Source organism: Bacillus manliponensis, from assembly GCF_000712595.1.
Taxonomy (GTDB): domain Bacteria; phylum Bacillota; class Bacilli; order Bacillales; family Bacillaceae_G; genus Bacillus_A; species Bacillus_A manliponensis.
In genome coordinates this window covers 36,716-61,936 of record NZ_JOTN01000020.1, presented here as the reverse complement: position 1 = coordinate 61,936, position 25,221 = coordinate 36,716, and the positions used below count along the sequence as shown (strand labels likewise).

Annotated in this window: 25 protein-coding genes and 1 pseudogene; 15 read left to right on the top strand and 11 right to left on the bottom strand. The window is 31.4% G+C overall.

Annotated elements, in window-relative coordinates; translation table 11 throughout:
• Positions 1-189: pseudogene (locus BAMA_RS24760) on the top strand (hypothetical protein); the annotation flags it as partial.
• 153 nt (positions 190-342) lie between these two features.
• On the opposite strand, the gene BAMA_RS18855 reads toward BAMA_RS24760, so the two are convergent.
• The 6 genes from BAMA_RS18855 to hfq form a co-directional block, all read right to left on the bottom strand.
• Positions 343-1,230, bottom strand: a complete 888-nt coding sequence (locus BAMA_RS18855; protein WP_415782956.1) for a DMT family transporter — start codon at positions 1,228-1,230, stop codon at positions 343-345.
• A 135-nt stretch (positions 1,231-1,365) separates the two neighbouring features.
• Positions 1,366-2,112: an SDR family NAD(P)-dependent oxidoreductase gene (locus tag BAMA_RS18850; RefSeq protein ID WP_034642298.1), complete on the bottom strand. Its 747-nt coding sequence runs from the start codon at positions 2,110-2,112 to the stop codon at positions 1,366-1,368.
• Positions 2,109-2,849 carry a 2OG-Fe dioxygenase family protein gene (locus BAMA_RS18845; protein ID WP_034642296.1) on the bottom strand — a complete coding sequence of 247 codons (741 nt, stop codon included), beginning with the start codon at positions 2,847-2,849 and terminating at the stop codon, positions 2,109-2,111. Before BAMA_RS18845 ends, BAMA_RS18850 begins: the two co-directional genes overlap by 4 nt.
• A gap of 557 nt (positions 2,850-3,406) precedes the next feature.
• Positions 3,407-4,504 (bottom strand): 3'-5' exonuclease, encoded by a 1,098-nt coding sequence (locus BAMA_RS18840; protein ID WP_034642294.1) that lies wholly within the window; start codon positions 4,502-4,504, stop codon positions 3,407-3,409.
• 12 nt (positions 4,505-4,516) lie between these two features.
• Positions 4,517-4,981 (bottom strand): hypothetical protein, encoded by a 465-nt coding sequence (locus BAMA_RS18835; RefSeq protein WP_034642291.1) that lies wholly within the window; start codon positions 4,979-4,981, stop codon positions 4,517-4,519.
• A 36-nt stretch (positions 4,982-5,017) separates the two neighbouring features.
• A complete protein-coding gene (hfq, locus tag BAMA_RS18830; protein WP_034642325.1) occupies positions 5,018-5,206 on the bottom strand; it encodes an RNA chaperone Hfq in 189 nt (62 codons plus the stop codon).
• A 258-nt stretch (positions 5,207-5,464) separates the two neighbouring features.
• Here hfq and BAMA_RS18825 point away from each other — a divergent pair, with 258 nt between their 5' ends.
• From BAMA_RS18825 to BAMA_RS18810, 4 genes are all read left to right on the top strand, one after another.
• Positions 5,465-5,737 carry an HU family DNA-binding protein gene (locus BAMA_RS18825; protein ID WP_034642290.1) on the top strand — a complete coding sequence of 91 codons (273 nt, stop codon included), beginning with the start codon at positions 5,465-5,467 and terminating at the stop codon, positions 5,735-5,737.
• Positions 5,738-6,012: 275 nt separating this feature from the next.
• Entirely contained in the window at positions 6,013-6,321 is a 309-nt protein-coding gene (locus BAMA_RS18820; protein ID WP_034642288.1) for a PadR family transcriptional regulator, read from the top strand.
• Positions 6,322-6,339: 18 nt separating this feature from the next.
• Positions 6,340-7,533 carry a chromate transporter gene (locus tag BAMA_RS18815; protein ID WP_034642287.1) on the top strand — a complete coding sequence of 398 codons (1,194 nt, stop codon included), beginning with the start codon at positions 6,340-6,342 and terminating at the stop codon, positions 7,531-7,533.
• Positions 7,534-7,997: 464 nt separating this feature from the next.
• On the top strand, positions 7,998-9,074 hold the full coding sequence (locus BAMA_RS18810) for a threonine aldolase family protein (RefSeq protein ID WP_051759029.1): 1,077 nt from the start codon (positions 7,998-8,000) through the stop codon (positions 9,072-9,074).
• A 705-nt stretch (positions 9,075-9,779) separates the two neighbouring features.
• On the opposite strand, the gene BAMA_RS18805 is transcribed toward BAMA_RS18810, so the two are convergent.
• Positions 9,780-10,124, bottom strand: coding sequence for a helix-turn-helix domain-containing protein (locus BAMA_RS18805; protein ID WP_034642285.1), 345 nt, complete (start codon positions 10,122-10,124; stop codon positions 9,780-9,782).
• Between the two features lie 264 nt (positions 10,125-10,388).
• Here BAMA_RS18805 and BAMA_RS18800 point away from each other — a divergent pair, with 264 nt between their 5' ends.
• From BAMA_RS18800 to BAMA_RS18780, 5 genes are all read left to right on the top strand, one after another.
• Positions 10,389-10,712 (top strand): hypothetical protein, encoded by a 324-nt coding sequence (locus BAMA_RS18800; protein ID WP_034642283.1) that lies wholly within the window; start codon positions 10,389-10,391, stop codon positions 10,710-10,712.
• 906 nt (positions 10,713-11,618) lie between these two features.
• Positions 11,619-12,329 (top strand): hypothetical protein, encoded by a 711-nt coding sequence (locus BAMA_RS18795; protein WP_034642281.1) that lies wholly within the window; start codon positions 11,619-11,621, stop codon positions 12,327-12,329.
• A 652-nt stretch (positions 12,330-12,981) separates the two neighbouring features.
• On the top strand, positions 12,982-13,644 hold the full coding sequence (locus BAMA_RS18790) for a hypothetical protein (protein WP_034642279.1): 663 nt from the start codon (positions 12,982-12,984) through the stop codon (positions 13,642-13,644).
• 2 nt (positions 13,645-13,646) lie between these two features.
• Positions 13,647-14,294: a hypothetical protein gene (locus BAMA_RS18785; RefSeq protein ID WP_235184481.1), complete on the top strand. Its 648-nt coding sequence runs from the start codon at positions 13,647-13,649 to the stop codon at positions 14,292-14,294.
• 84 nt (positions 14,295-14,378) lie between these two features.
• Positions 14,379-14,591 carry a hypothetical protein gene (locus BAMA_RS18780; protein WP_034642277.1) on the top strand — a complete coding sequence of 71 codons (213 nt, stop codon included), beginning with the start codon at positions 14,379-14,381 and terminating at the stop codon, positions 14,589-14,591.
• Between the two features lie 231 nt (positions 14,592-14,822).
• Here the strand turns inward: BAMA_RS18780 and BAMA_RS18775 are convergent, their stop codons facing one another.
• The 3 genes from BAMA_RS18775 to BAMA_RS18765 form a co-directional block, all read right to left on the bottom strand.
• Positions 14,823-15,437, bottom strand: a complete 615-nt coding sequence (locus BAMA_RS18775) for a recombinase family protein (RefSeq protein WP_034642275.1) — start codon at positions 15,435-15,437, stop codon at positions 14,823-14,825.
• A 322-nt stretch (positions 15,438-15,759) separates the two neighbouring features.
• A complete protein-coding gene (locus BAMA_RS18770) occupies positions 15,760-16,533 on the bottom strand; it encodes a hypothetical protein (protein WP_034642273.1) in 774 nt (257 codons plus the stop codon).
• The gene (locus tag BAMA_RS18765) at positions 16,488-17,162 is read right to left on the bottom strand and encodes an SIR2 family protein (RefSeq protein WP_034642271.1); all 675 of its coding nucleotides are present in this window, start codon (positions 17,160-17,162) and stop codon (positions 16,488-16,490) included. The genes BAMA_RS18770 and BAMA_RS18765 overlap by 46 nt, the downstream gene beginning before the upstream one ends.
• An 801-nt stretch (positions 17,163-17,963) precedes the next feature.
• On the opposite strand from BAMA_RS18765, the gene BAMA_RS18760 reads away from it, so the two are divergent.
• The 4 genes from BAMA_RS18760 (at position 17,964) to BAMA_RS18745 (ending at position 22,298) form a co-directional block, all read left to right on the top strand.
• Positions 17,964-19,085, top strand: coding sequence for a tyrosine-type recombinase/integrase (locus BAMA_RS18760; protein ID WP_034642269.1), 1,122 nt, complete (start codon positions 17,964-17,966; stop codon positions 19,083-19,085).
• A 2-nt stretch (positions 19,086-19,087) separates the two neighbouring features.
• Complete coding sequence (locus BAMA_RS18755) at positions 19,088-21,049, top strand: tyrosine-type recombinase/integrase (RefSeq protein ID WP_034642267.1); 1,962 nt, start codon at positions 19,088-19,090, stop codon at positions 21,047-21,049.
• Complete coding sequence (locus BAMA_RS18750) at positions 21,036-21,419, top strand: DUF6262 family protein (RefSeq protein ID WP_034642265.1); 384 nt, start codon at positions 21,036-21,038, stop codon at positions 21,417-21,419. Before BAMA_RS18755 ends, BAMA_RS18750 begins: the two co-directional genes overlap by 14 nt.
• A 570-nt stretch (positions 21,420-21,989) precedes the next feature.
• Entirely contained in the window at positions 21,990-22,298 is a 309-nt protein-coding gene (locus tag BAMA_RS18745) for a DUF3784 domain-containing protein (protein ID WP_034642263.1), read from the top strand.
• Positions 22,299-22,378: 80 nt separating this feature from the next.
• Here the strand turns inward: BAMA_RS18745 and BAMA_RS18740 are convergent, their stop codons facing one another.
• Positions 22,379-24,025, bottom strand: coding sequence for an ABC transporter ATP-binding protein (locus tag BAMA_RS18740; RefSeq protein WP_034642261.1), 1,647 nt, complete (start codon positions 24,023-24,025; stop codon positions 22,379-22,381).
• A gap of 96 nt (positions 24,026-24,121) precedes the next feature.
• Here BAMA_RS18740 and BAMA_RS18735 point away from each other — a divergent pair, with 96 nt between their 5' ends.
• The gene (locus BAMA_RS18735; protein WP_034642259.1) at positions 24,122-25,174 is read left to right on the top strand and encodes a radical SAM protein; all 1,053 of its coding nucleotides are present in this window, start codon (positions 24,122-24,124) and stop codon (positions 25,172-25,174) included.
• The last annotated feature ends 47 nt before the right edge of the window (positions 25,175-25,221 follow it).

Here is a 25,221-nt window from a genome sequence, read left to right as displayed (position 1 = left end):
GTAATAGCTTTACTCAAACAACATGATAATGATATAAGTAATGTTGAAATTGAAAAAACACTTAAAGAAACAGCTACAAGTTTGGGAAGTAAATATGAATATGGATCCGGGATAATGAATGAAAAAGAGCTCTTAATGCATAAAGAAAATAAATCAGTATTTGATAAACTATTGGATTTTTTTAAGTAAGCAACAAAAATATTATTTTTTGTTGCTTACGAAAAGCCACTAAAATAGTGGCTTTTCTTTTTGGGTTTCTTTAGGTATAAGTATTATTCATTTGCATGAGCATGTAGTATATGTAATTAAAAAGGTTTGCATGATTTTTCGCAAAGCTTTTTATTATGATATATGGGCATTATCTTTTATATTTTGTTTTTTTAATTGTGAAGTTTCCTTTTTAGATTTTTTTAATGTTAATGCCATACCAACGAAAATCAAAGTAATTCCTGATATCTGCATCAAAGTTGGACGGAAGCCAGTAAGTATAGTATCTAATAAAATAGCCACAGCTGGATCTAAAAACACTAATACTGAAATTAACTTTGTAGATAAATCACGTAGGCTATCAAAGAATAGGTAATATACGATTCCCGTATGAATCAAACCAGTTGCTATAATATACGTCCAGTTACTTTGAGTGAGTCCATTAAATGCGTCAAAATCTATGAAGGGTAGTAAAAGAAAAATGCCTAAGAATGTTTGCAAAAAAGTCATTGCATAAGCACTCATTTTTTTTATCCCTTTTCCAAACAAGGTCGTAAATGCATAAAATAGAGCTGCAAGAAGTCCCCATACCATCCCAGAGGACATTAGTGAATCCAAGGAGAAATTTTTATCAATGCCCGCAATTAATAGTGCTCCTACAAAACAAATACCAATAGAAATAACAGACAATACTGTTAATTTTTCTTTGAATACAATACTACCAATGATCAGTACAATTACCGGAGCGAGATGATATACTGAAATCGCAATTGTAACAGACATGTTCTCAAATGCCTTAAACAGGAAAACCCAATTGAAAACTAAGAAAAAACCGCAGATTAAGACCTGAATAACTTCTTTTCGTTCCCATTTATCCTGTTTATACTGTCCAGTAATAAGCCAGCATAAGCTTAGAAATATTGTTGCAAAAATACATCTTACAAATACCAACTCAAATGACGGTAAATTTGTTTGTACAGAAAAGAAACCTACTGAACCAAAAATAACCATGGATGCTATCATTTTTAAAGCGGGCAATGATTTTCCATCTTTAAGTGTTTGTTGAATCAATCCAATCCCTCCAGCAAATAACAGATTTATAGTAAGAAAAGCACCGACCTTTTACAAAGGACCGGTGCTTTCGGTTAAAACACTCAGTTATAAGTTCTTTCCTGCTGTCCAACCACCATCAATAACAAAATTAGAACCAGTAATAAAGCGTGCCTTATTAGAAATCAAATAATCGACACATGAAACAATATCTTGTGGTAATCCCCAAGTATCTAGACACTGATTACTTTTTATAAGAGATACTAATTGTTCATTATCAAAATAGCTTTCTGTAAGCTCGGTTCTAATAACACCAGGAGAAATGCTATTTACTCGTATATTTTGTTTTCCAAATTCCATAGCCATTTGTTTAGTCAGTCCAATTAGTGCATGCTTTGATGCTACATATGCCGCACGTTCAGGCTCAGCCATTAATCCAGAAACAGATGCTATATTTATAATACAACCTGGTATTTTAAATTCGCACCATCGCTTAGCTACTTCTCTAGAAAGAATAAAAGGTGCTACTAGATTTACATCCATTACTTTTTTAAATAGCTCATCAGAAAGGTTTAACACAGGTGTTATCTCTCTAATCCCAGCAGCGTTTATAAGTATATCGGGACGAATATTTTCTAAATCTAATTTTATAAATAGCTCGTTAATTGCATTGCTATCACTTAAATCAATTTGTACTAATTTAAAAGAACTATGTGTCTTTGTATAGTCAATTAAATTACTAGTATTAATATCAAGAGCAATTACATTGTATGATTCTCCTAGGAAATGTTGAATACAAGCATTTCCTATACCACTGTTTGCTCCCGAAATCATGATTGTTTTAGTATTTGTCATTTTGTCTCCTTATAAGAAAAAGTTACTAACAAAATGTCACGGAAAGCCTCTGTATTACATTCAGTTCCTAATGGTGTTACAGCATGGAAAACTTTCTGACCAAATACCAAAGTTTCTAGAGGATCTTTTAAGCTGATAAATTCATTAACCTCTCTAGGACTATTTGCTATTAAATTATCTCCACCCATAGCTGTATTACTTAAATTCATAAGGTGTAGAAAGACAACTGGCTCATCATCTTTATGTAACCAAATAGGAGAGCTAAAAGATGGACTATCTTTCGTTGCTTTATACCTTACTTGATGTAAACCTATGATTAAATCTTTATTTGTATCTATAATATTTGTTTTAAATGCAAATTCACTATCAAAACGTACAATTTTTTCAATCAAAGGATTATGTAGAAACTGATCATTTATACTGTTGAAGTCTCTAACTTTTCCGCCATCATCATAATTATACTCTTCGGATTGGAAGTAACCATTTTCCGTATCCAAAACATAGTCGGATGAACCTGCATATTTTATATATCTTGAGTAGGCTCTGGAACGACATTCACCATAAGCGTCGTTTTCTAGGTTGTAGTAATCTAACTGTGCTTGCGTTAATAAATTGTGACTTTCTGCATCTTGCAAGAAAACATCATTTGAGATTTGAAGGTATCCTTTAGATTCGAATTCTTCTACTTTTTTTTCTACATCTAAACTATTTTCATTACTAAGAACTGTAGTTAACATAAGAGCACCCCAAACTATTAGATTATATTACCCCACTGTATTCCAAAACGTAGAGTTAGGAAGGAAATGTAACACTTAATAAATTAAGATATAAAACTTATTTGGTAAAATAATACATCAAATTAAATATCTTACATTATTAGGTTATCAATTACTTCGATTACATTATAAACCATATTATATCTTTTTTGGAATAGCTTTTCTGTAAATTGTCTGAAGTTTTTTTTTAGTTAGTTTTTTCTTTCTTTATTTATTCATTTGTTATTACATTTTTAATTTGTTTGTTAAAACATATGATAAGTGCATAAATACATATATTTATCCTGTTAAATGCAGTTATAAAAAGTAGGGAATCTTGCTTAATAATTAATTTATTAGAATATAACTTAGATAATAACTTAGTATATTGGAATAAATAAAATTCAAGAACTTAAAGGGAGTGGGGTATTTTTGCTCGTCTCCTCGAAAAGGGGGAATACGAAAAGAAGTGTGAGGAATGTTAGAAAGGTCTCAGAACCCCTTAAGAATCATTCGTCATACTTCTTTTTTTGTTTTATTTAATTTAATATCATTTGATTGAATTTAGACAGGGGAATCGTTTTAATTTGCAGTTCCTTCGCCTTTTTCAAAAGGACATAATCCCCATCATCAGCGTAAATAATGGCATCGACCTTGTATCCGTTTGACCCTTTATTGAGTCTCGACACTTCCATATGATGAATCAAAATATCTTCCACCTTTCTTTGAACACTAAGGGGAAGAAGGGCAATATTAACGGTTTTTCCTTTTAATTCAGGAACTTTTTTAAACGGAACTCCTGGATTCTCTGTAGCAGCAATACTTCGACGTGTAACCGTTGCCGTTGCCAAATTCAAATCCTTCGAAACGGCATCAATGAACCATTCATCTGTTTGGACCTCTATTTCTAGCTCTTTCGCTTTATCTAACTTGCTTCCAGGTTTTTCTCCACAAATCAAAAGGTCTGTTTTCGATGACACACTTCCTGTTACAACTGCCCCGCATTTTTTTGCGATTTCTTGCATCAAGACTCTCGAAAAAGGACTTGCTCCAGTAAAAACAATTCGTTTATCTTGAAAAACCGTGCTTTGTCCCTCCACATTTACTGTAGTTTCTACAAAGTTTTTAAATTTTTTAGGGGAAACTTTGTATAACGGGATCCATATGGTCGGGCTCGCTTTTAAAATTACTTCATAAAGCACTTTAACATCATCTAACGCTATATGAGTTAATGGACGATTGATATTATAAAAGTATAATAGATATCCTAATGAATACGAAAATAAATGAGGATTCGCGTATTTAATAGCTCGTATCGAATCATAGCATTCATATTCTTCATCCATCCAGCCATAATGGATGAGAAATTTCCTATCAAAAGGAACATTATGGGCAACGACTGGATACTTGTATGTATTAATGATGGTTCGGAACCGTTCTTTGTGTAATTCGCTTTCAGAGATATCTGCATACCCCTCTCCCATCCCTAAATGAATAGAAGCTTCATCCTCTACCTCTGCGATGTGTTCGCTCAAAATGATTTTCCCATCCTCTACAACCAATAGAGCAACTTCATATATCCCTGAATCTACATCAAAATCCCTGGTCTCGATATCCAACAAAATCATATTTTGCATCTATCCTACCCCCTAAAAATGAATGCCGTATTTTTCTACTAAAAAGTTATTTAATACATCTTTATTGTCGAATAGCCTTGATTGCTTTTCCTCGTCAGATGCTGAAAATTCCTTTTCTTTATCCACTACGAAATAGAAGTGATAATGGTCGCTATAGATACTTTTTCTAATAATAAAGGTACGGGAAACATTCTTTCCTTTTACATCTTTAAATTGAACCGTATTTTTCGTGACATTTTTAAATTGATACCTGTTTAGCTCCTTTCCGTTTTTACGAACAACGATTAATGCATCATCTTTGATATTATGAAATTCTAAATCTTGAACATCATACAATCCTATAAAGCTCCAAGCTTTTATTCCTGTATTCAAAAAGGATTGCAGTATTTCTTCACGTGTAAACCCTGTTACACGGACTTTTTCCCCCACGATGTCTAAAATTCCACTATTTAATTCATTCACCCTATCCTGCAACATAAATACTCACCCCTTATTTTTATCATAAATGACATTTTACTCTGCAATCGTGGAGATAGCTTGTTTATAAATGAGCTGCTGTTTTCCATTAACCATCATTAGTACAGTAAAACGATCTGATCCAATAATCGTTCCTGGTATCCTCACACCACTTTTTAAAAATAGGGTAATATCTTTTTTCTCTAATTCTAGTCGTTTATATTGTTTTTCTTGCAAATTCTCCATGTATTTCACCATTCCCCTCTACATTAAGTGATTCTTTCATTCATCTCCTCCTAGGAGGCACTTTATAGGTACTGGCTTTCTCATTTGTCATCCCCTATTCCATTATAACAAAAAGAAACCGCTACACATGTAACTAACATAGAAAGAGAGAAGAAGAACTAGACTGGAAATGTATATTGTTTTTGGGTGTTTTTTATTTTATTATTCATTATGGTATGATAACAACCTATAACATAATGTGTAATACGGAGGTTTATCATGAATAAAACGGAATTAATTAACCAGGTAGCTACAAATGCATCCCTATCTAAAAAGGATGCAACTACATCTGTGCAAGTTGTTCTGGATCAAATCACACAATCTTTACAAAAAGGGGAATCTGTACAATTACTTGGATTTGGTACATTTGAGGTGCGTGAGCGTTCTGCACGTACAGGACGTAATCCTCAAACAGGGGAAGAAATGCAAATCCAAGGAGGAAAAGTACCAGCATTCAAAGCTGGGAAAAGTCTAAAAGAGGCTGTAAAATAAGATTAATATACATAAAAAAGGGAGCCAACCAACTAAATGTTATAAAACCTACGCTAAGATATTTTTTGGTAGATGAAAATCGCTTTTTTATTCGCTAAACAAATTTCAAACATAAAAAAGTCAATTTCCTGTACGGTAAGGAAATTGACTTTTTAATCATTGTAAAGCTTTTGTGAATTATTTTATAAGCAATTGAAAAGAGTATATATCAATGATACATTAATAACGAAGTTCGATATTGCTTTTCGATTTTGATGCTATAGGAGGGGGAAAACTTGGAGGATAAATTATTAAGAAAGTTATTTTTAGGATTTATCCAAATCCACATTTTACATCATGCTAAGGAACATCCTATCTTTGGTGCATGGATGTTAGAAGAACTGAGGGAACATGGCTATACTATAAGTCCTGGTACCTTATACCCTATTCTTCATGCAATGGAAAGTGATGGTCTTTTAAATAAAGAGGATCGTAATGTGGCCGGGAAAATCAGAAAATATTATACAGCTACTGAAAAAGGGCAAGATGTTCTAGTGGAAGCACGAAAGAAAGCATACGAACTTTTTAAAGAAATTAAAGACTAATAAGAAAGGGCGTGTAGAATGAATCATACAACACAACAAAGCAGATTTAAGATTTTATTAGAAGTACTGTTTGTTTCTACTCGACTTGGACTTACATCTTTTGGGGGACCGATAGCACATCTCGGTTACTTTCATGAAGAGTATGTTCGCAAAAGAAAATGGATGGATGAAAAAAGTTATGCGGATTTAGTTGCATTATGTCAGTTCTTACCTGGCCCTGCGAGTAGTCAAGTTGGTATTGGTATCGGTGTAATGCGTGCAGGTGTACTCGGAGGAATTCTTGCTTTTATAGGCTTCACTCTTCCTTCTGTTATAGCATTAATCATATTTGCATTAGTTTTACAAGGTTTAAACATTGGAGATGCTAGCTGGATTCATGGACTGAAAATCGTAGCGGTAGTAGTAGTAGCACATGCGATTTTAGGAATGGCTCAAAAATTGACACCAGATTTACAACGTAAATCAATCGCATTATTTGCTTTAGTTGGAACGTTATTATGGCAAACAGCTTTCACACAAGTTGGTGTCATTTTATTAGCAGGTCTAGTTGGCTATCTTATCTACAAAAATCATGCAGATAATGATGAAGCAAAACTAAGTTTCCCAATCTCTCGAAAGTTAGGAGTAATTTGTTTATCACTATTTTGGGGATTACTTGTTTTCCTCCCAATTCTAAGAGAGGTTACATCGTTAAATTGGATTGCAATGTTTGATAGTTTTTATCGCTCAGGTTCTTTAGTTTTTGGTGGAGGTCATGTTGTTTTACCGTTACTGGAACGTGAATTTGTACCTACAGGCTTGATGGATGAAGCATCATTTTTAGCCGGTTATGGTGCTACTCAAGCTGTGCCTGGACCGTTATTTACATTTGCAGCATATATTGGTGCTGTTATTGGTGGATGGCAAGGTGGATTATTGGCAACTGTAGCTATTTTCTTACCAGCATTTCTTCTGATTTTAGGTACATTACCATTTTGGGATCAACTAAGACGAAATCCTAAAATCAAAGGTGCTTTAATGGGAGTAAACGCGGCTGTAGTCGGAATTTTAATCTCAGCTTTCTATCATCCGATTTGGACAAGTGCAATCTTACAACCTGTTGATTTTGCTTTCGCTGCCATATTATTTAGTATGTTAGCGTATTGGCAATTACCACCTTGGGTCATTGTAGTGGCGGGTGCTGTTGGTGGTACACTAATATCACTATTATAAAATAAATAATTGTGTTTTAAACTACCATTTTATTTGGTGGTTTTTTTGTTTTCAAAATAAAAAAGTACTCTCCCTTGTAACAAAAACGGAACGTTTATGTTACAAATACCCTAAAAAATACCTATTGGTAAAAAAATATATCCTTATGACTCGAACTTACATGTATCTAGGCTGTATCCCCATCTGATTCTACTTTGCACTTGTCAGTACAGTTTTTCCCTCTACCTTAATTGGATAAAAAACACTAGACGTAATTTTCTGTTTATTTACAGATAATCTCCATAATTTTTCCATAATTTTGCGTTAAATTTATTAAAAGAATAAAACTTTTGACATCTCCCGTCTGTGATACTGATAACTTACTAGTTACGGAAGGAACAACTATTAGATAGCTACTTTGAAGGTAAGGTGTGGATTTTTTCCATATACTATTAAATTTACAAAATGAAATGGAGAGATTAATTATGCTAGATTTAAGAAGTGACACGTTAACTATTCCATCAGACGAAATGAAAGAAATAATGCTTCATGCTCATGTAGGAGATGATTGTTATGGTGAAGATGAAAGTGTCAATCAAATAGAGGCCTACTGTAAACGACTATTCCAGATGGAGGACGCCTTATTTATCCCTAGTGGTACTATGTCCAATCAACTTGCAATTAAAAGCCAAGTTAATGAGGGAAATGAGGTTATCACTGACTATAACTATCATATTTCATTTTATGAAAGCTCCTCAACAGTAATGCTAAATCGAGTCGTTTTAAATACAATACAAACTATAGATGGCATACTTTATCCATCTATAGTTGAAAAACTTATAAATGCTAAACCAAGAGGAGCTTTTTATGCTCAGCCTCAATTAGTTAGTATAGAAAATACAATAAATTATCACCAAGGAAAAATATTTCCACTAGAAGTGATAAAAGAGTTGCGAGATTATACGAAACAAAATAATCTCTCATTGCACTTAGATGGGGCAAGATTATTTAATGCACATGTCGCCACAGGTGTACCTCTTAGTGAATATGCCCAAAATGTTGATACACTCACTGTATGTTTTGCAAAAGGGCTGGGAGCACCATTTGGTTCTATGTTAATGGGGAGAACTGATGTAATACAAGAAGCAAAAAAATATCGAAAACAATTTGGTGGAGGATTACACCAAATTGGAATGTATGCTAGAGGAGCACAATTTGCACTAGAGAATAATATGGATAGAATTGTAGAAGATCATAGACTAACAAAACTATTGGCTAAAAAGCTTAACCTTATCAATAAAATCACCATCGAAGAACATGAAGTTCAAACAAATATGATATATATAGATTTAATCCGAACGGGAATAGATTCTCAAAGTTTTACAAACGCTTGCCGAGAGCAAGGTCTACTTGTTTTTCCTTGGTTGCCGAATGTTGTACGTCTTGTTATACATCAACATATTAGAGAAGAAGATATTAATATGGTAGTTAATATTATTGAATCATCTATACAAGAAAGGTTTTGGTGCAAAAATTTCAAGGTAATTACAAGTAATCTCTAAATCTTGGATATACTGATACTAGTACTCTAAAAAGGACGTAATCAGTATGAAAAAACAAAATCTATTTAAATGGAAACATAATCAACATAATATTTCGAATAGTTTTCCGGTTTAATCGCTCATGAGTAGCCCCAATGTTTGAAAAAGATTCATAAACTCTATCCTTAAGTCTGTTTCTTTAAATAGGCTTTTGTTTTGATTCTTTACGTTGATGGCAATGTGGCCACCATCTTAGTTTGCCCCTGGTTACAGCAACGCTGGTACTGGGCCTTGTAGGAGGGTGATTAAAAATGACACAAAAAACATGTAATGAGATGATTTCGCATATAAAAAATATGAAAAATGATGAAAGAATTAGTTTTTTACATTATCTATTCGATAATCATTTTGATTCACGACCGATTAAATATAATGATTTGGATACTAGATTAGTAATATGAAATTACATTGAGGATTGTATCGAACAAGACTTAAATGAGCAAGAGGTTGAAATTATAAATTTATCGTATGATCAAGGTTATTATAAGGGCTTTAAGGATGGGATGGGTAAAGTATTAAAGCGTGAGAGTTAAATGGCTAAAATATGTATTGTAATTTAAAACAAATAAAAAAAGAGAGCGTTCGCTCTCGATGGTAAGAATGGTAAAATTATGTAAAATTTCACCTCTTTATTTTGGAAATGATTTCTTTTATGATGAAATCAAATTATAGTACATCTTTGTTTTCTTGCAACATTTTTACATACAACGAAACTTGTTTTGCGAAACGTCCTTTCTGACGACCGTCAAGCTCCTCATAAGCTCTTTTGACGTCTTTTTGTAGCAATGATAATAATGCATCATCTTGCTCGTTCTCGAAGTTGAGAAGTGTGTCTGTAGAAATGCGGAAAATCGATGCTAAAGTTTTGATGCTCTCAACATCCGGCTGGTGTCGATCTGTTTCCCAATGCTTCATTTGTCCATGACTAAATCCATATTTTTCAGCAAAATCTTCTTGGATTAACCCTGTCTTTTTTCTAAAATATTTAATAGTTTGTCCTAATGTTCTCATAGTGCGAGTATAGTTATTCAGTCATCTACATACCATAAAAGTTAGATATACTAACTAAATAAGTGTAAAAGTTAGATATTTAATATATTTTAAGTTCTTGTAGAGCTAGTGTTCGTTTGGTGATAATATATGCATATGGATTATTTCTTTTTCAAACATTTGACTATTTTCTTTATCTCGAAGGAGATTAAGTTTAAAGGATTTGTAAGTCAATAATATTGTAGATGAAAAATAGTTATCTGATTAGAGAAGGAGAGAGTGGAAATGAGAAATACTCAACAAATGTTAGCAATTACTGAGGTTGGAGAGAAGTGGATTAATGAAAAAGGAGTGATTGTAGAGCATAAAAGTGAAGGTATTAAGTGGGAGCTAACAGATTCCTTTGTAGAAATTGGAGTCGAGGTGTGGAATATGAGATGGTTAAAGCTTCCTAAAAATCCTGAAATTAATATTCCACAAGGAAAAGAAAAAAAGGAACAAATGTCACTTATGTTCACACCATCTCATAAGGAAAAAGCTCGTAGAATTGCAAAAAGCCATAACATAAGTGTTAGCGAATTATTTGCTTATTGGCTAGACCAACATTAAAATAAAAGGATTTTAATGGCTGAACAAGTAAAGAAATTCAATGCTTTCGTAAAAGGGAAGCTTTATGAAAATTGGGTGGTTTGTAATAAGTAGTATTCTACTAATTAATAAGCTTTCATACTTAGGAGAGTTGCTTCCTGGTAGGTGTCTAAATAAAAACGGCAACATAGCACTATGTCACTATTTTTATTTAGTTTACAAATTTATAACTGAAAATAGATTCGTTTTTCTCCTTTCTTAATAAGTTTGACCAGCATAATGCATAAAGAGAAGGAAGTCCCTTCTTGTTTAGAATAAATTAACTACTCAAAGTAGATAAAATAATCGTTGCCTGCTGAAAATGTCAGTGGCTATTAAACTAACTGTCATATCTTCTAGGATATTTCGTATTGGTTCCAGTGCTGCTTTAAACATAATTTGTGACATTATGTTTAAGCAATTACACCATCATTTTTATTCTTCTTTTTAATAAGTTCGTTGATTTTTTGTTTACTAATTTTTGGGTTTTCATCTAGAATATTATCTTCTGTAGGTTGTTCTTTATTTTCTTGTAAATTTGTTAATGATTTTCAAACATGTAATAAGGCTTGTGCCGATAATTTAAAGATTCGTGCTACAACTTCCATTGCAATCTTTGTGTATCATCTATATTCACCATTTCCATACCAATTTCCTTATGAAGTATTTAACATTTTATTACACATAACTGGAAAAGGTGGTACGATTTTGGGGTATTAGTAAATAGGCAAGCTACGGGATTACCATGGTAATCCCCAAAAACGTTGTTTTTGACTTGATAGGAGATTCCTACGACCTTTACAAATATAAATAAGCGATTTTTTGCAAAATCACTTATATATTTGTTGTCGCTTTGCTCGATTAATTTATAAAATTGGTGGTGAAATTATGGGGTTTATTCATAAAACATATTTGCAAATAACTTTAGATGAAAAAGATAAAGAAATGATAAAAAATAAAGCTGTAGAATTGGGATATAAATCAACTTCAGCTTTTGTTATTGATTCAGCAAAAATACATTTTAAACTTAATGTTGATATGAAAGTTTATAGAGATTTAACTAAAGAAATAAACTATATTGGTAAGAATATAAACAGTTTAATTAGAAGGATTAATACAGACGGGATTTATACTGATAGCGATATTGATTTTCTTAAAGTTAATCAGAAAAAAATTATAAATTTAATCAATACCGAATATGACCGATTAATTGATTTAAAAACCAAGTTTAATAGCGATAGTTTGAGTAAAAAACAAAAAGAAAAATTAATACAATCGCTAACTGAAAATCAAATACAGATACCAAAAAAATTAGTATTAGAAGAAGTATACGAAAAGATTAAAGAAGATTTTATTTATATCATAGAATGTATAGAAAACTCGCCTGAACAAGATGAAGAAGTAACAGAATATGTTTGGCAATATTTATATGGAGATACGCTTTATAAGCTAGATAATAACCAATTAATTGAACTGGCTGATAGCATTTTTATTTTTGCACAGAAATTGAAATTTAAGTTATCGAAACTCGACAATGTTTTTGAAGATGATGATTGGTTTGAAATGAAAGATATATTAGATGAATATGAAATTTATTAAGTAGGGATTGATTACAATGTCTATTGCTACAATATAAAAAGTGGCTTTGTTGCAAAGATTACATTTATTTGAAAGAGGGGTATGGCAACCAAAAGCAAAATATGGGGCTATATGCAAATAAATTCCAATTTTAATTATTCGTCCTCGAGAGAAATTGGGGTATGTCAGAGATAAGTCCAAAAACGGCCAGATAGATGGATATTAATGTAAAAACAATATTAGGAGGTTGTGCTGTATGCTTATAAGGGGGGGCCGCTAACCAAGTGACACAAACCCCAAGTTTTTCAGATGAAAAGAAACTTCCTTATAAATAGTAGGAAGTTTCTTTTCATTTTTATATTATAAGCAGTACAAAATTCATTCAGAAGTTGGGTATATCCATTATTTTGATACGCTAAAAAATCACCTCAGGATTATAAACTTACATGACGAATTATCTTTTATAAATATTGAATCAGTAATAAATATATCTAAATAAAGAAGTATATAAAACAATAATAAATAATCTGTTATGATTTGTTTTATTATGTAATTTTTATATAATACTAAAAGTAATTTTTTAAATAGTTTTATATTGTATTTCTTCGGAAAATGAAGGGAATATGTAATAATATAAGTATACATTTTTAATATTATAGGGGGATTGTTACTTATGGCAGGTATTGACTTGAAACCCGAACAATTAAAGTTGAAAGGGATTGTAGAAAAATGTTTAGAAACATTAAAAGCAGATATACATTCACGGAAAATTCCTTATGAAGAGACAACGAAAATTTTCGATCGTATGGCAGATGCTGCACATAAACTTCATATGTCATTGAAAGAAGACGGAAAAGAACCTGTTCATCATAGATATATGATACAAAATAGAGGGATGTCATCAGATGATATTAATTTTTATAAACATATACATCCTTCTGAGGATTTATTAGACTTCATACAAGATGTGCATGCAAACGACGATCCTGTGGATCAAACTATAGGGCATGAGTTTGATTTCAAAGTTTTCTCAAGAAGATGGGGAAATGAAGACGTTTATAAAATTAAGAGAATTGAATCAGGATGGCATCTTAGTCATTTAAGCTACACAGGAGATTGTAAGAAAGATGGAAGTCCATTTTTATATGCTTCTTTCACTCATGATTCAATTAATTACCCAGAGTCATTACCAGGATATTTTGAATGGCTATGGGAGCAGGCTCAAGAAGAAGGATTGAGCTATGATGATGTGCAAAGCTCCTTAAACCAATTAGCAGAATGGGTAAATTTATGTGAGAAAGGCTCACCGAGTGGTGTTTTTAGGGGGTACAAGTAAATATGATAATGCAGACAGGAGCAGTTTCTTTTTTAGATGTTCTAGGATGGAAGGGGATTTGGAAGGATAATCCGGATTCCCTTCGAAAGTTAGAAAAAATGATTAATGGAGTAAAAAAAGAAGCAGCGGAAATTACCAGTTTGGAATTTGAAGGATTTCCTGAATTAAGAGGGATTAATACAGATGTATTAAGTATATCTGATACAATAGCTATTTTTACACCTGGAGATGCAGATAAAGCTCTCTCGATTCATGCGAAAATATGTAAATACATAATTCCCGAATCTATTAAAAATAATATTCCTGTTAGAGGGGCGACATCTTATGGGGAATATTCGAGAAAAGGGAATATAATGATTGGGCCAGCAATTGATGAAGCAGCAAGTTGGCATGAAGCTACAAATTGGATTGGGGTAATATTAGCTCCTTCGGGACAATTCGAATTAAGAAATGAAGATATGTATAATTGGATAGAATATGATAAAATACCGTTTAAAAACAGAGTTCCTGGTTTGAATCGTTGTGTGGATTGGGAAATGGATGAAGAAGAAGCGGTAAAACAATTTAAATCCATGGGGCTATTTGTACCAGGTATAGCAGAGAAGTATTTAAATACATATGAATTTATGAAGTCTAAAAATAATAGATAATATATAGGTTTGGATTAGGAATTGGACTCCCAAAAAGATATCAGGATTATAATTGTAGCAATACATAGGAACGGAGTGGTATTTATGGTAAATATAAAGGAAGTTATTGCAACTATCCTTATGGGGATTACAGAAGAAGGTATGAAAGTCTTAAAAAATAACAGAGATATAGCAATAGAGCTTATAGACGGTTGTATTGAGGAATGTGAGAATTCTATTTCTAAGGCAAAAACGTTAGATAAATCTAATGTATGTGCTATTTATGAATTCGTGCATAAAAGAATTGAATCGTATTAAAAAAGCACTATAAAATCGTTATTTTTGTACAATAACGTAGTATATTGTTATGTTCTTCAATAGAGGTGCATAGCGCTATACTACGTTGTTTGAGTATAGATCCGGAACGTAAAATTAGTTTCTGAGGATACATGGGAACCTTCGTTATTCTCATAAACTCCCGATAAAGGAATTAATTGTAAATGAACAAGATCATTCATCCCTAACTAATTTTATATTGAGATAAGAGCATTATTTACTCTCGTACCTTTTGACCACTCTATAAAATGTAGAACTACTAGTTATATTGCATTTCATCATAGCAGCCGTAGCAGTGATTTTCCCTTCTTTCCATTCGTTGTATGCATCAATGAATTCTTGAGTAACTTTAGTTCGAGGTCTTCCTAAGTGCTTTCCTTGTGCTTTAGCTAAAGCGATTCCTTCAGCCTGTCGTTGTTTAATGTCCTGGCGTTCCTTTTCAGCAAAAGCTGATAGAATAGTCGCAGTTGCTTTTTGAATAGCACTTTGAATGACATCGTTTGTGACGTTGCCGTTATAAGTCATATTTATAAATGGTTCTTTTAAAAATTCTAAATTTATTTTTTGTTCTTCGTAATACTTAAACTCCTCTAAAATGTCATTCATTGTTCGTCCAAGTCTTGTTAAAGAATCAAAAACAATTGTGTCACCTGTACGGACAATTCTTTTCATTGTTTGATAGTTTTCTCTATCCATATTACTTCCGGTCTTTTTATCGATAAAAATATCTCTTTCATCAATTCCAACATTTTTCATATTTATAATTTGTCGTTCTTCATTCTGATCTTTACTGGAAACACGAACGTATCCAAATTTCTTAGTGTTCATAAAATAACAACCTCTTCCAAAGTATGAATCTTGATAATATTTAATTTAGTTTAATTGAATTATAACAAAAAACACACCAAAAGGTATATGTGATTTTTGAAGTGCTTCAAAAATGTTTTTCTAACCTTTTGAAGTGTGTGTTTTAGTAGTTTTCAAGTGTTGTCAAAAGGTGTACCTTTTGGAACATAATAAAAAAAGAATCAACATGGATTCTTTTCTTATTATTTATTCATTTAATATTTTTCAAAGTTTTGGACATCTATTCCGGCCATTCGTTTCAGAGGTAAGCAAGTTTCCTCAGCCTGTAAAGTGAATAATATAACTAAACTTCAGTTTTCTGATCTTTTAAAATCAATTCCCCTTTTTTGGGTTTTCTATATTTTAACCAATCATAATATTTAATTAGCTTCCGTATAGAAGTTTTTTGTGTTGTTTTCCCATGGTCTAATAAATTAATATTAGAGACGATGAGTTCCTTTAACTCATCTTTATCGATTTTCTCTGGGTAGATGTAAAGTGCATATTCAAGTGATTTATCAATACCCTCTTTATTAGTTAAATCTGTTAGCGATTTATACAACTGATTAATGTTTTCGACATCTCTTTTAGAGTTTAACAGGGATTTATGTGATTTAACACTTCGTTTTATAATTCTATTATCTATAGAACTTATATCTAAACCACTCTTATGTATAAAGTAATGCACTGGTAAATGATATTTATTTGCTGTTAATAAAGTTTCTTCAACTATTTTTTTATAATCATATTTTTTCTCATTTAAACCTACTATATCTTTTAATAATTCATCATTAGGTATTACACTATATCCTGTGTTCGAAAGTTTCTCTATAATTCCAGCTCCATATACAAACTGAATTTCATCAAAATCGATTTTACTGTCTACATCAGATGCTACATATATTTGATCTTTGGGGTCATCAGTAAGTAATAATTCATATAAATAAGATTTCATTTGGCGTACTAATTTGGCTGAAAATTTCCGTTCATTCTCCCCTAGTGCTTCAAGAACACCCGCAAAATCATGTGTTTTTATATAAGTGATTTCGAGCGTACCATCTGGTAAATCAACTGGCATAGTTGTATAAATAAAATCTCCATCTTCAAAATCATATTCAAGGAAAAAATTATTTTACCAAATTTTTCAAGTCTTTCTTCACCTATACCATAAATTATTGCATTGAGAATTTCTCGTATATTACTATCTCTTAAAGAATATCCAATAAAAACTATTGGGTGTTCAATAAAAATGGTTGTTAATTTGGAAGCTAAATAATGATTTCTTTTATTAAACGAATCATAGTCGTTTGCATCAAAAATCATAGAATTTGGTTCCGTAATGCAACCATGTATTTTAAAAATTTCTCCTACATTTAATACATTAGAAAATAATAATGCCTTTTGACCAATAAATTTTTCAAATCCAAATATCTCCTCGGCTAAGCAATCCCAATTAGTGGTGATAACACCGTCTATAGAATTGTTTTTTGCTAACTTTTTTAAAGCACTAATTTCTTTTTCCATATCTTTTTGACAGTTTAGGAGGTTAAATTTTTCTAAGTATTTAGCTGTAGCAATTTTTAGGGGTAATGCATAATCTTTGATATCATTTTCGTTTTCTTTACTTATATCATCGTAAGATTCATCATTCCACCATATATCTTCAAACTCTTCAGCTATTAATTTTGCTATATGGGGTAAAAACATTGGATCATCTGATTGAACCTCTTTAACTTTTGATACATACTGTTTATAATTTTTATTTGTCCAGGAAGCACATTCTTTTAATAAATCATCCCATTTGGGAGAACCAATATATCTTCTTGAAAATCCAGAACCTAGAAATAAAAATGGGGCGGCATCATGTTTTTTTATATCTTCAATAGAAGTAAAAAAATTGTGTTTCTTTTTATGAATATATTTATTGGAAGTTACTTTGCACTTCCTGTCACAGTTGCTCCCTCTACCCCTTTTAAAGCGGTTAGTTAAATAAAAAACAAAAGAGGTTTCCGATTTTAGGGAAACCTCTTTTGTTTTTAGGGTGTACCGCTAACAAAATGTCAATTTGGGATAGGGGTAGTGCCAGCGTGCTGGCATAGACCGACCGCAAAGTAGAACTAATGACTTTACTAATATATGAGGGATCTTTGGACTATTAAGGATATAATTTAGGACTAGTGGGCCCGACATCACCAAAAAAGAAAATTGTACGCTAAGGAATTAATTATCATTTCAAGGCATTTTAACGGCCATAAACTAAATTAACCATTATGGCGTTATCAATAGAGTATGACCTATTTTTACATGTTAACTATACTAAATAAAACCATAGACCTTATAGTTCTTTAAGTGAGGCTTATGGTTTTTTATTTACCTTCAAAGAAACTATAACTATATTGATTTTTCAGAGTATTTAAAGTATTTTAAGGTGGGGGATGAATGAAGTGTACTAAGTACAGATAACAATTCTAAGAAGATTGTTAATTACTTAAGTATTGGGGGGATATTGTGAAAGTAGAACATGTCATTTTATCAAACGGAAAGACGCGATATATGCTAGTTGATAAGAATGGAGAGCCTATTCAACCTGTTCTTCAGTATTTAAGGTTCAAAGATAATAGTAATGCTGCACGTAATACCTTACGGTCTTATTGCTTTCATCTGAAATTATTTTTTGAATTTCTAGAGCAAGAAGAATTGGATTACCGTGAGATTGGTATAGACCAGATGGCATCCTTTATGGGGTGGCTACAAAATCCATATGGGAACAACAAAGTAGTATCTATTTCCATTTCAACCCTATCAAGAAAGCCAAGAACAATTAATACTGTTTTAGCCACTGTAATAGGGTTTTACGATTATTTAATGCGTCATGAGGATTACTCTATTCAATTATCAGAACGCCTAAGAACACAAATAACCGGCTCTCGTAGAAATTTTAAAGACTTCTTATATCATATTAACAAAGATAAAAAATTTACAGCTAATATTCTCAAAGCTAAAGTGCCAAAAGAAAAACCGAAGGTTATTTCTAAAGAACAAGTTACAAAATTGATTTTCTCCTGTTCAAATATACGTGATCGCTTTCTTATCCAATTATTATGGGAAAGTTCTATGCGAATCGGTGAAGTCCTTTCTCTATGGCTTGAAGATTTCCAAGTTGATGCAAGAAAGATTCATATTTGCGATCGTGGCGAACTTGAAAATTTTGCGGAAATTAAAACTGTATATAGTCCAAGAATAATTGATGTATCCGAAGAATTAATGGACCTTTATTTTGAATATATAGCTGAAATACATACAGATGAAGTAGATACTAACCATGTTTTTATTAAGTTATCAGGAGAGAATAAACACCGCCCTTTAGAATATACGGACGTTGTATCGTTATTTAATCGATTAAAAAAGAAAACAGCTATCCATGTAACACCTCATATGCTTCGTCATACTTCACTGACTGAATTACGAAAGTCTGGCTGGAAAGATGAGCATTTGATGAAACGTGCGGGACATGCTCATATTCAAACGACAATTCAAATGTATGTTCATCCTAGTGATGATGACTTAAGAAAAGATTGGGAACGCACACAAGAGAGAATGAAGATAAATTCACAGAAAGGTGATAGTTAGAAATGAGTATAATGGGAGTAGCAATCGCAAAGGAAAAACAGCAAGAAATCAACGATTTCTTAATAGGCTACTGGAAAAATGATATATGGAGTGCAAACCATTCAGCCTTTGATGAATTTCGACAAACCATCTGGGATAAGACATATAAGAAAATTGATTTTTCTTGTTTTACACCCAAAATTAAAGATGAAATAAAGTTTTTTATTTTAAAGCGTTTGAAGGTGAATGATGTACGTTTATATCAGACGGTCATTAGGCGCTATGCAGCATCATTCAAACACATTTCAGAGTTATTAAATCGTTTCTACCCCTACATCAAAAGTATTATTGATATAGATTTAAATAGAGCAATAATTCAACTTCGTTCGATGTTAGTTCAAAAAGGATTGAAAATTCGAGAGAATGGCTTACTTACCAAATATGAAACCTTCTTAAAAATGATTTATTTATTTTATAAAGATTACTATGATGAACGTGATGAATTTGAAAAAGACATTTGGGATATCAGGAAAATAGCAAAGTCAAAAGTAGTTGAACATGAAGCACGTTATCTATTAAATTTCACAGCTATTCCAAGCCCGTTTCGTGACATGATTAAACGTTACATTAAGTTTCGAATTCAGTATGTATCTCACGGACAAAGTTGCCTTGATATTCGTTCTATCGGTCTTTTTTTAAATTACATATATGAAAAATATCCAAGCTGGAATGATCTATCCTTATTATCTCGCAAGGATATAGAAAATTACCGAGACTGGCAGAGGGTAGAACAAGAGCTGCATCAAAAAGCACAACGGAATTATCTAATAACTCTACGAGTTTTTTTAGAAACCATAGAAAAATTACAATATATAGAATCTCCTAAAATACCAACATCTTTACTATTATTTAAAGAAGATATTCCTCAACTCCCAAGACGTACTGAAAACGATATTAAATATATCCCGGAGGGAATCCTTCAACAATTAGAAAGTCATTTAGAACACCTTACTCCTAAAGAATTTATTCCCGTAGTGATATTACTTCGAGCAACTGGTTGGCGTATTTCTGATATTCTCACCCTTCATTATGATACCTGTTTAGAACAAACAGCACAGGGATGGTATTTGTGTGGTGATATCATGAAAACACAAGTCTTAAACCATCGTGTACCTATTACAGATGATGTAGCAGCAATTGTACAAACAGTAATAGAGTGTATAAAGAAACAAAGCAACATGGACAATAATCCAAAAAAATTCTTATTCGCTCGACTTTATGGTAAACGAAAAGGTCGTCCGCCAGAATCTCGTAGAATTCAAAACAGTTTAAATAAACTTGCCAAGTCGAAGAATATTATTGATGAGAAAGGAAACGTGTTTCATTTTAAGAGTCATGCCTTCAGGCATACTAAAGGCGTTGAATTGATTAATAATGGAATGAATATCTTACATGTCCAAAAATGGTTAGCCCATGCTTCACCGGAAATGACGCTTACTTATGCGAAAATATTAGATACAACACTGAGAAAATCATGGGAAGACGCTACAGCAAAAGGTTTATTTAGGATAAATGATTTTGGCAAACCAATAAAAATACATCCTTCGGATATTGAAAATGAAGACATAATTGAATGGGAATATATTCGTTCGAATTTAGATGCAGTCAGGATGCCACTCGGTTATTGTACAAAACCAATTAAACAGCCTTGTCCTACACAATCCGATCCATGTTTATCTTGTCGTAATTTATGTACAACTCCAGAATTTGTGAAAGAGTACGAACGGCAAATAAAAGATACAGAGGCCGTTATAGAACGCGGGAAGACTATAAATCGTCCTGTATGGATAGAAAAGAATCAGGAAAAATTAGAGCGTTTAAAACCGATATATGAACTTCTAACACAAGGTAAAATCCATCATAAAGCTGGAAAAAAGGGACGAGAATATGATCGAGAGGAATTTAGTGTATATGGCCACAAATAACTATAAAAATACCAAAGGTATTAAAGACTTCTCAAAACTAAAAAGTGAATTAACTCTAACTAAAGTCAATCAAGCTATTCAAATATTAATAAAAAATAAAGAAAAAATTAATTTTAATAGTGTTTCAACGACAGCAGGAGTATCAAAATCATACCTATATAATCATTTAGATATCCGTGAACGTATAACTAAACTTCGTGAGCAACAACAAGGCCTACCTTCCCCTAAGCAAGTTAAACGTGAAATAACCGATACAAATAAAGATATATTACTCGCCGCTAAAAACAAACGTATTAAACAATTGGAGAATGAAAATAAAAAATTAAAAGAAGAAATGATGCGCCTACGAGGTAAGCTTTATGAAGGATAGTTTACCTTACGTTGAATACATGTATTCAACGTAAGAACCCTATCAAATTAGGGTTTGAATTTTCTTAGTTAAGATAACGTGTAAAAACAGGTCATAGGCTTACATTTATTTCCAGTAACTGTTTATTTGGCTTAAATAGACAGGTTTTGTCTGTTATGGGTACACCCTAATCATCCATTGATTAGTTACTGGAAACACTTCGTTCTGATTGTATGATTAGGATGTATGATAATACGTTGTAAAATAATAGCGTAAACCCTTATCATAAGTGTGTTTGTAAATAACTGTAACTCTATGACTCAAAATTACATGTATCTCGGCTGTACCCCATAGTAGTACGCTCTCTTAACTTGATAGTCTATGTTTACATGTCCTTATTTTATCTGTCTAACTTAGTGTAGCCTATTCTATCCATTCTTTGGATTATAAATATTACTAATCATTTAAATGTAATGTTTATATATATAAAATGTGAATGAATTGTGAATAATTTATATATATATGGATATTTAAGGTTTATTGGTATTAGAATGGAAATTATAAGATGATAAAAACAAAAGGAGGAAATATATGTTTGGTTATATACTAGCAGTCGTATTTTTAATTATCTCATTCTTATTTTTTAGAAAAAAAGCCCTGTTTTTAATAGCTGGATTTGATCCAAATGAGTGGAACGAAGTACAAACAAATAGCTTAGCAAGGGCAATGGGAAGCTTTATGCTGAATTTAGCTATATTAATTATAGCAGCTGAATCATTTGCAATATTTGTTACTGATCCAGATACAAAAAGTTTTGCCGAAAAAGTTATAGCAGTCGAATTTGGTATCTCTACAATTTTAATTACTTATAAATGCCTTACTTTAAAAAAAGTATCTTAATAGAATGGAGTTTATCCTAGTTTATTTACTTATAAAGGCTGCTCATTCCATTTTTTTGAAATGAGTGGCCTTTATAAGGTCTAGTTTATTGAGTGGCTAGAGATATTATAAATTTTATTTGTAAAATGTTCTAATGTATCCGAAAGATTATGATTAATAAATATCACTGTCATATCAGGAAATTTCTCATTTATATAGTTCATTATTGAAATTAAAGATTCATTATCTAGATTTGAAAAAGCTTCATCTATCAATAAAATTTTAGGGTTCTGTAGTAAAGAACGAATCAATTTTATTTTTTGGATTTGGCCACTACTTAAATTTGTAATAACTTTGTCTATTTCTGTATTGATTTTATCATCTAAGCTATTTACAAAATCCTCTAATTTGAATGCTTTTATCATTTCATTTGTCCGATCTAACTCAACATTAGATACACCTAAAGTTAAATTATATAGTATGGACCCTTTAAAGAAAAAAGTCTCTTGAGGAACATAGGCCACTGCTTTGCAAATTTCTTGAGTAGATAGATTGTTAATGTTTTGTCCTAATATTTCAATGTTACCATTATAAGATCTTTTTAATCCAATAATCATTTCAAATAAAGTAGTTTTTCCACTACCATTGTCACCTTTTAGAAGTACTCTTTCACCTTTTTGAATTGATAAGTTAATATCTTTGAATATTAATCTACCACTTGGTGTAGAATAGGTAACATTTTCAACGATAATAATAGGCTTATTCATATAATTATTTTCAATAGCTAGTACACAATCTTCATATGTTTCTTCAATCTCTAAGATGTTTTTTATTCGAGAAATTGGTGCATATAACACATGTAATTTAGGATAAATTCCTATTAGTTCCATTAGGGGCGGATAAATTAAGGCAGCATAACTATAAAAAGCCATAAGTTCCCCAATAGTTAGTGTATTATTTTTCACCAATATTACTCCAAATAACAGTATGCCAAAAGGGCCAATTAGAGATATAAGAGACAGTGAAATACCTAGAAAGCTATTGATACTTACAAGTTTAATAGTACTTTTTTTGAGATTTTCTAGATGTCTTTCAAAAATAAATATTCGACTATTTAAATTTTCCCTAGATTGTATAAATTTCTTTCCACTAATATTTTCACTTAGAGTGGAGAACATTTCATCTTTGTTTGTTTGGACAGACATACTTAATGATTGTATTTTTCTTCTAAACAAATGAAATGTCACAAAAAATATTGGTAGAGTTAATATTGAAATCAATGCAAGATGGATATTAATGTTTAATAGAACAAGGAAATACAAAATAAGTACCAATGAATTAGATAGTACACTCAAAAATATTTCTTGAACACCATGTCCCAATATATCTGAATCATCAAATATAACGGTTTTAAAATGATCGGGATCTAAGGATAGCAGCTCTTTTGACTGTGATTTCAAAACTTTTTTATGAAGATTTAATCTTATATTTTTAACTATGTTTTGTGAATATAAAGATGTTAAGTAACTAACTATTATCCCTACAGATAATTGAATAGTAACAATTAAAAATGTCAAGAAGAGTATTTTGTACAACAGAGATGTATTTCCTTCCAATAAAACATCATCAATAATATATTTAGAAAAATATGGTATAGGCAAACTGCTAATAGTTGTAAAAACTATCAATATAATTATTAAAATCAAAAATCTCTTTTTGTATAAAAATATATTTCTTAGTGTGTTCATTAGGTTCCTACCTCCTATTATATACTTTAATTGACATAATATCATATAATTGCTATATTTGGAATATATTAGAATAAACAAAGGGGGCGATATACTATGAAAAATGTATATCCTAATGTCATCACTATAATAACCACATATAAGTGTACAGCTGCTTGTGCTGAGTGTTGTTTTGAGTGTAGCCCTAAATTAACTGCACGGGTTACTTTAGAACAAATGAAAAATTTCATAAGAGAAAGTAAAGAATTGTTTAAAGAAGAATTAAAAGGTGTTGTATTTACAGGGGGAGAATGTTTTTTATTAGGTGACGATTTAGTAGAAGCCATTTCATATGCAACTAAATTAGGACTAACTAGCCGTTGTGTTACTAATGGTTACTGGGGAAAAAATCCTAAACTTGCAAGAAAGACATTGAAACTTTTAAAAGAAGCTGGATTAAAAGAGATTAATATTTCTACAGGAGATGATCATCAAGAGTTTGTTCCATTTGATAGTGTAATCAATGGTGTTATTGAAGCATGCGAATTAGGAATATCGTCTCTTATAGTAGTAGAAGGTCATGAGAGCTCGAAATTCAAGTACATGGATGTTATTAATAATCAAAAATTTATAAACTTCCAAAAGAATAGCTCAAATGCTGATTTGTTAAATGTAATGAATAACGTTTGGATACCATTTAATAAAGATAGGGAAATAATACAAAATGAGTCGTTGAAACAAACTCCTAATAAGGTTCTTAATTTTAGAGGATGCGATAATATATTTCAAAATTTTGTGTTAACCCCATACAATAAAGTTGCCAGCTGCTGTGGTCTAACTATGGAACATATACCTGAAATGAAAATAGGAGAATATGTAGAAGGTTCACTAGAAGAATATTTTAACAATCAGTATAACGATTTTCTTAAGATATGGATATGGGTAGAAGGTCCAGAAAAAATTTATTATTTTGCTTCTCAAATGAATGATAAAGTTCAATACAATTCTAATATTACTCATAACTGTCAAGCATGTGTTGAAATATACCAAAATGAGTTGATAAAAGAAACATTATTAAATCATTGGGAAAAAGTCTATGATGATGTGATGTTCAAATATGAATTAAAAAGAAAACATTTTCAAACAGAATCATCATTCGTTTCATATTAAAAGAATTACATAATTCTTTTATATAAATTAATTAAAAAGAACTACAA

Excerpts from the sequence above, each read along its gene's own strand:
- BAMA_RS18855 (WP_415782956.1), bottom strand. The coding sequence starts at position 1,230 with ATGATAGCATCCATGGTTATTTTTGGTTCAGTAGGTTTCTTTTCTGTA.
- BAMA_RS18850 (WP_034642298.1), bottom strand. The coding sequence starts at position 2,112 with ATGACAAATACTAAAACAATCATGATTTCGGGAGCAAACAGTGGTATA.
- BAMA_RS18845 (WP_034642296.1), bottom strand. The coding sequence starts at position 2,849 with ATGTTAACTACAGTTCTTAGTAATGAAAATAGTTTAGATGTAGAAAAA.
- BAMA_RS18840 (WP_034642294.1), bottom strand. The coding sequence starts at position 4,504 with ATGCAAAATATGATTTTGTTGGATATCGAGACCAGGGATTTTGATGTA.
- BAMA_RS18835 (WP_034642291.1), bottom strand. The coding sequence starts at position 4,981 with ATGTTGCAGGATAGGGTGAATGAATTAAATAGTGGAATTTTAGACATC.
- hfq (WP_034642325.1), bottom strand. The coding sequence starts at position 5,206 with ATGGAGAATTTGCAAGAAAAACAATATAAACGACTAGAATTAGAGAAA.
- BAMA_RS18825 (WP_034642290.1), top strand. The coding sequence starts at position 5,465 with ATGAATAAAACGGAATTAATTAACCAGGTAGCTACAAATGCATCCCTA.
- BAMA_RS18815 (WP_034642287.1), top strand. The coding sequence starts at position 6,340 with ATGAATCATACAACACAACAAAGCAGATTTAAGATTTTATTAGAAGTA.
- BAMA_RS18810 (WP_051759029.1), top strand. The coding sequence starts at position 7,998 with ATGCTAGATTTAAGAAGTGACACGTTAACTATTCCATCAGACGAAATG.
- BAMA_RS18805 (WP_034642285.1), bottom strand. The coding sequence starts at position 10,124 with ATGAGAACATTAGGACAAACTATTAAATATTTTAGAAAAAAGACAGGG.
- BAMA_RS18800 (WP_034642283.1), top strand. The coding sequence starts at position 10,389 with ATGAGAAATACTCAACAAATGTTAGCAATTACTGAGGTTGGAGAGAAG.
- BAMA_RS18795 (WP_034642281.1), top strand. The coding sequence starts at position 11,619 with ATGGGGTTTATTCATAAAACATATTTGCAAATAACTTTAGATGAAAAA.
- BAMA_RS18790 (WP_034642279.1), top strand. The coding sequence starts at position 12,982 with ATGGCAGGTATTGACTTGAAACCCGAACAATTAAAGTTGAAAGGGATT.
- BAMA_RS18785 (WP_235184481.1), top strand. The coding sequence starts at position 13,647 with ATGATAATGCAGACAGGAGCAGTTTCTTTTTTAGATGTTCTAGGATGG.
- BAMA_RS18780 (WP_034642277.1), top strand. The coding sequence starts at position 14,379 with ATGGTAAATATAAAGGAAGTTATTGCAACTATCCTTATGGGGATTACA.
- BAMA_RS18775 (WP_034642275.1), bottom strand. The coding sequence starts at position 15,437 with ATGAACACTAAGAAATTTGGATACGTTCGTGTTTCCAGTAAAGATCAG.
- BAMA_RS18770 (WP_034642273.1), bottom strand. The coding sequence starts at position 16,533 with ATGCCAGTTGATTTACCAGATGGTACGCTCGAAATCACTTATATAAAA.
- BAMA_RS18765 (WP_034642271.1), bottom strand. The coding sequence starts at position 17,162 with ATGTTTTTACCCCATATAGCAAAATTAATAGCTGAAGAGTTTGAAGAT.
- BAMA_RS18755 (WP_034642267.1), top strand. The coding sequence starts at position 19,088 with ATGAGTATAATGGGAGTAGCAATCGCAAAGGAAAAACAGCAAGAAATC.
- BAMA_RS18750 (WP_034642265.1), top strand. The coding sequence starts at position 21,036 with ATGGCCACAAATAACTATAAAAATACCAAAGGTATTAAAGACTTCTCA.
- BAMA_RS18745 (WP_034642263.1), top strand. The coding sequence starts at position 21,990 with ATGTTTGGTTATATACTAGCAGTCGTATTTTTAATTATCTCATTCTTA.
- BAMA_RS18740 (WP_034642261.1), bottom strand. The coding sequence starts at position 24,025 with ATGAACACACTAAGAAATATATTTTTATACAAAAAGAGATTTTTGATT.
- BAMA_RS18735 (WP_034642259.1), top strand. The coding sequence starts at position 24,122 with ATGAAAAATGTATATCCTAATGTCATCACTATAATAACCACATATAAG.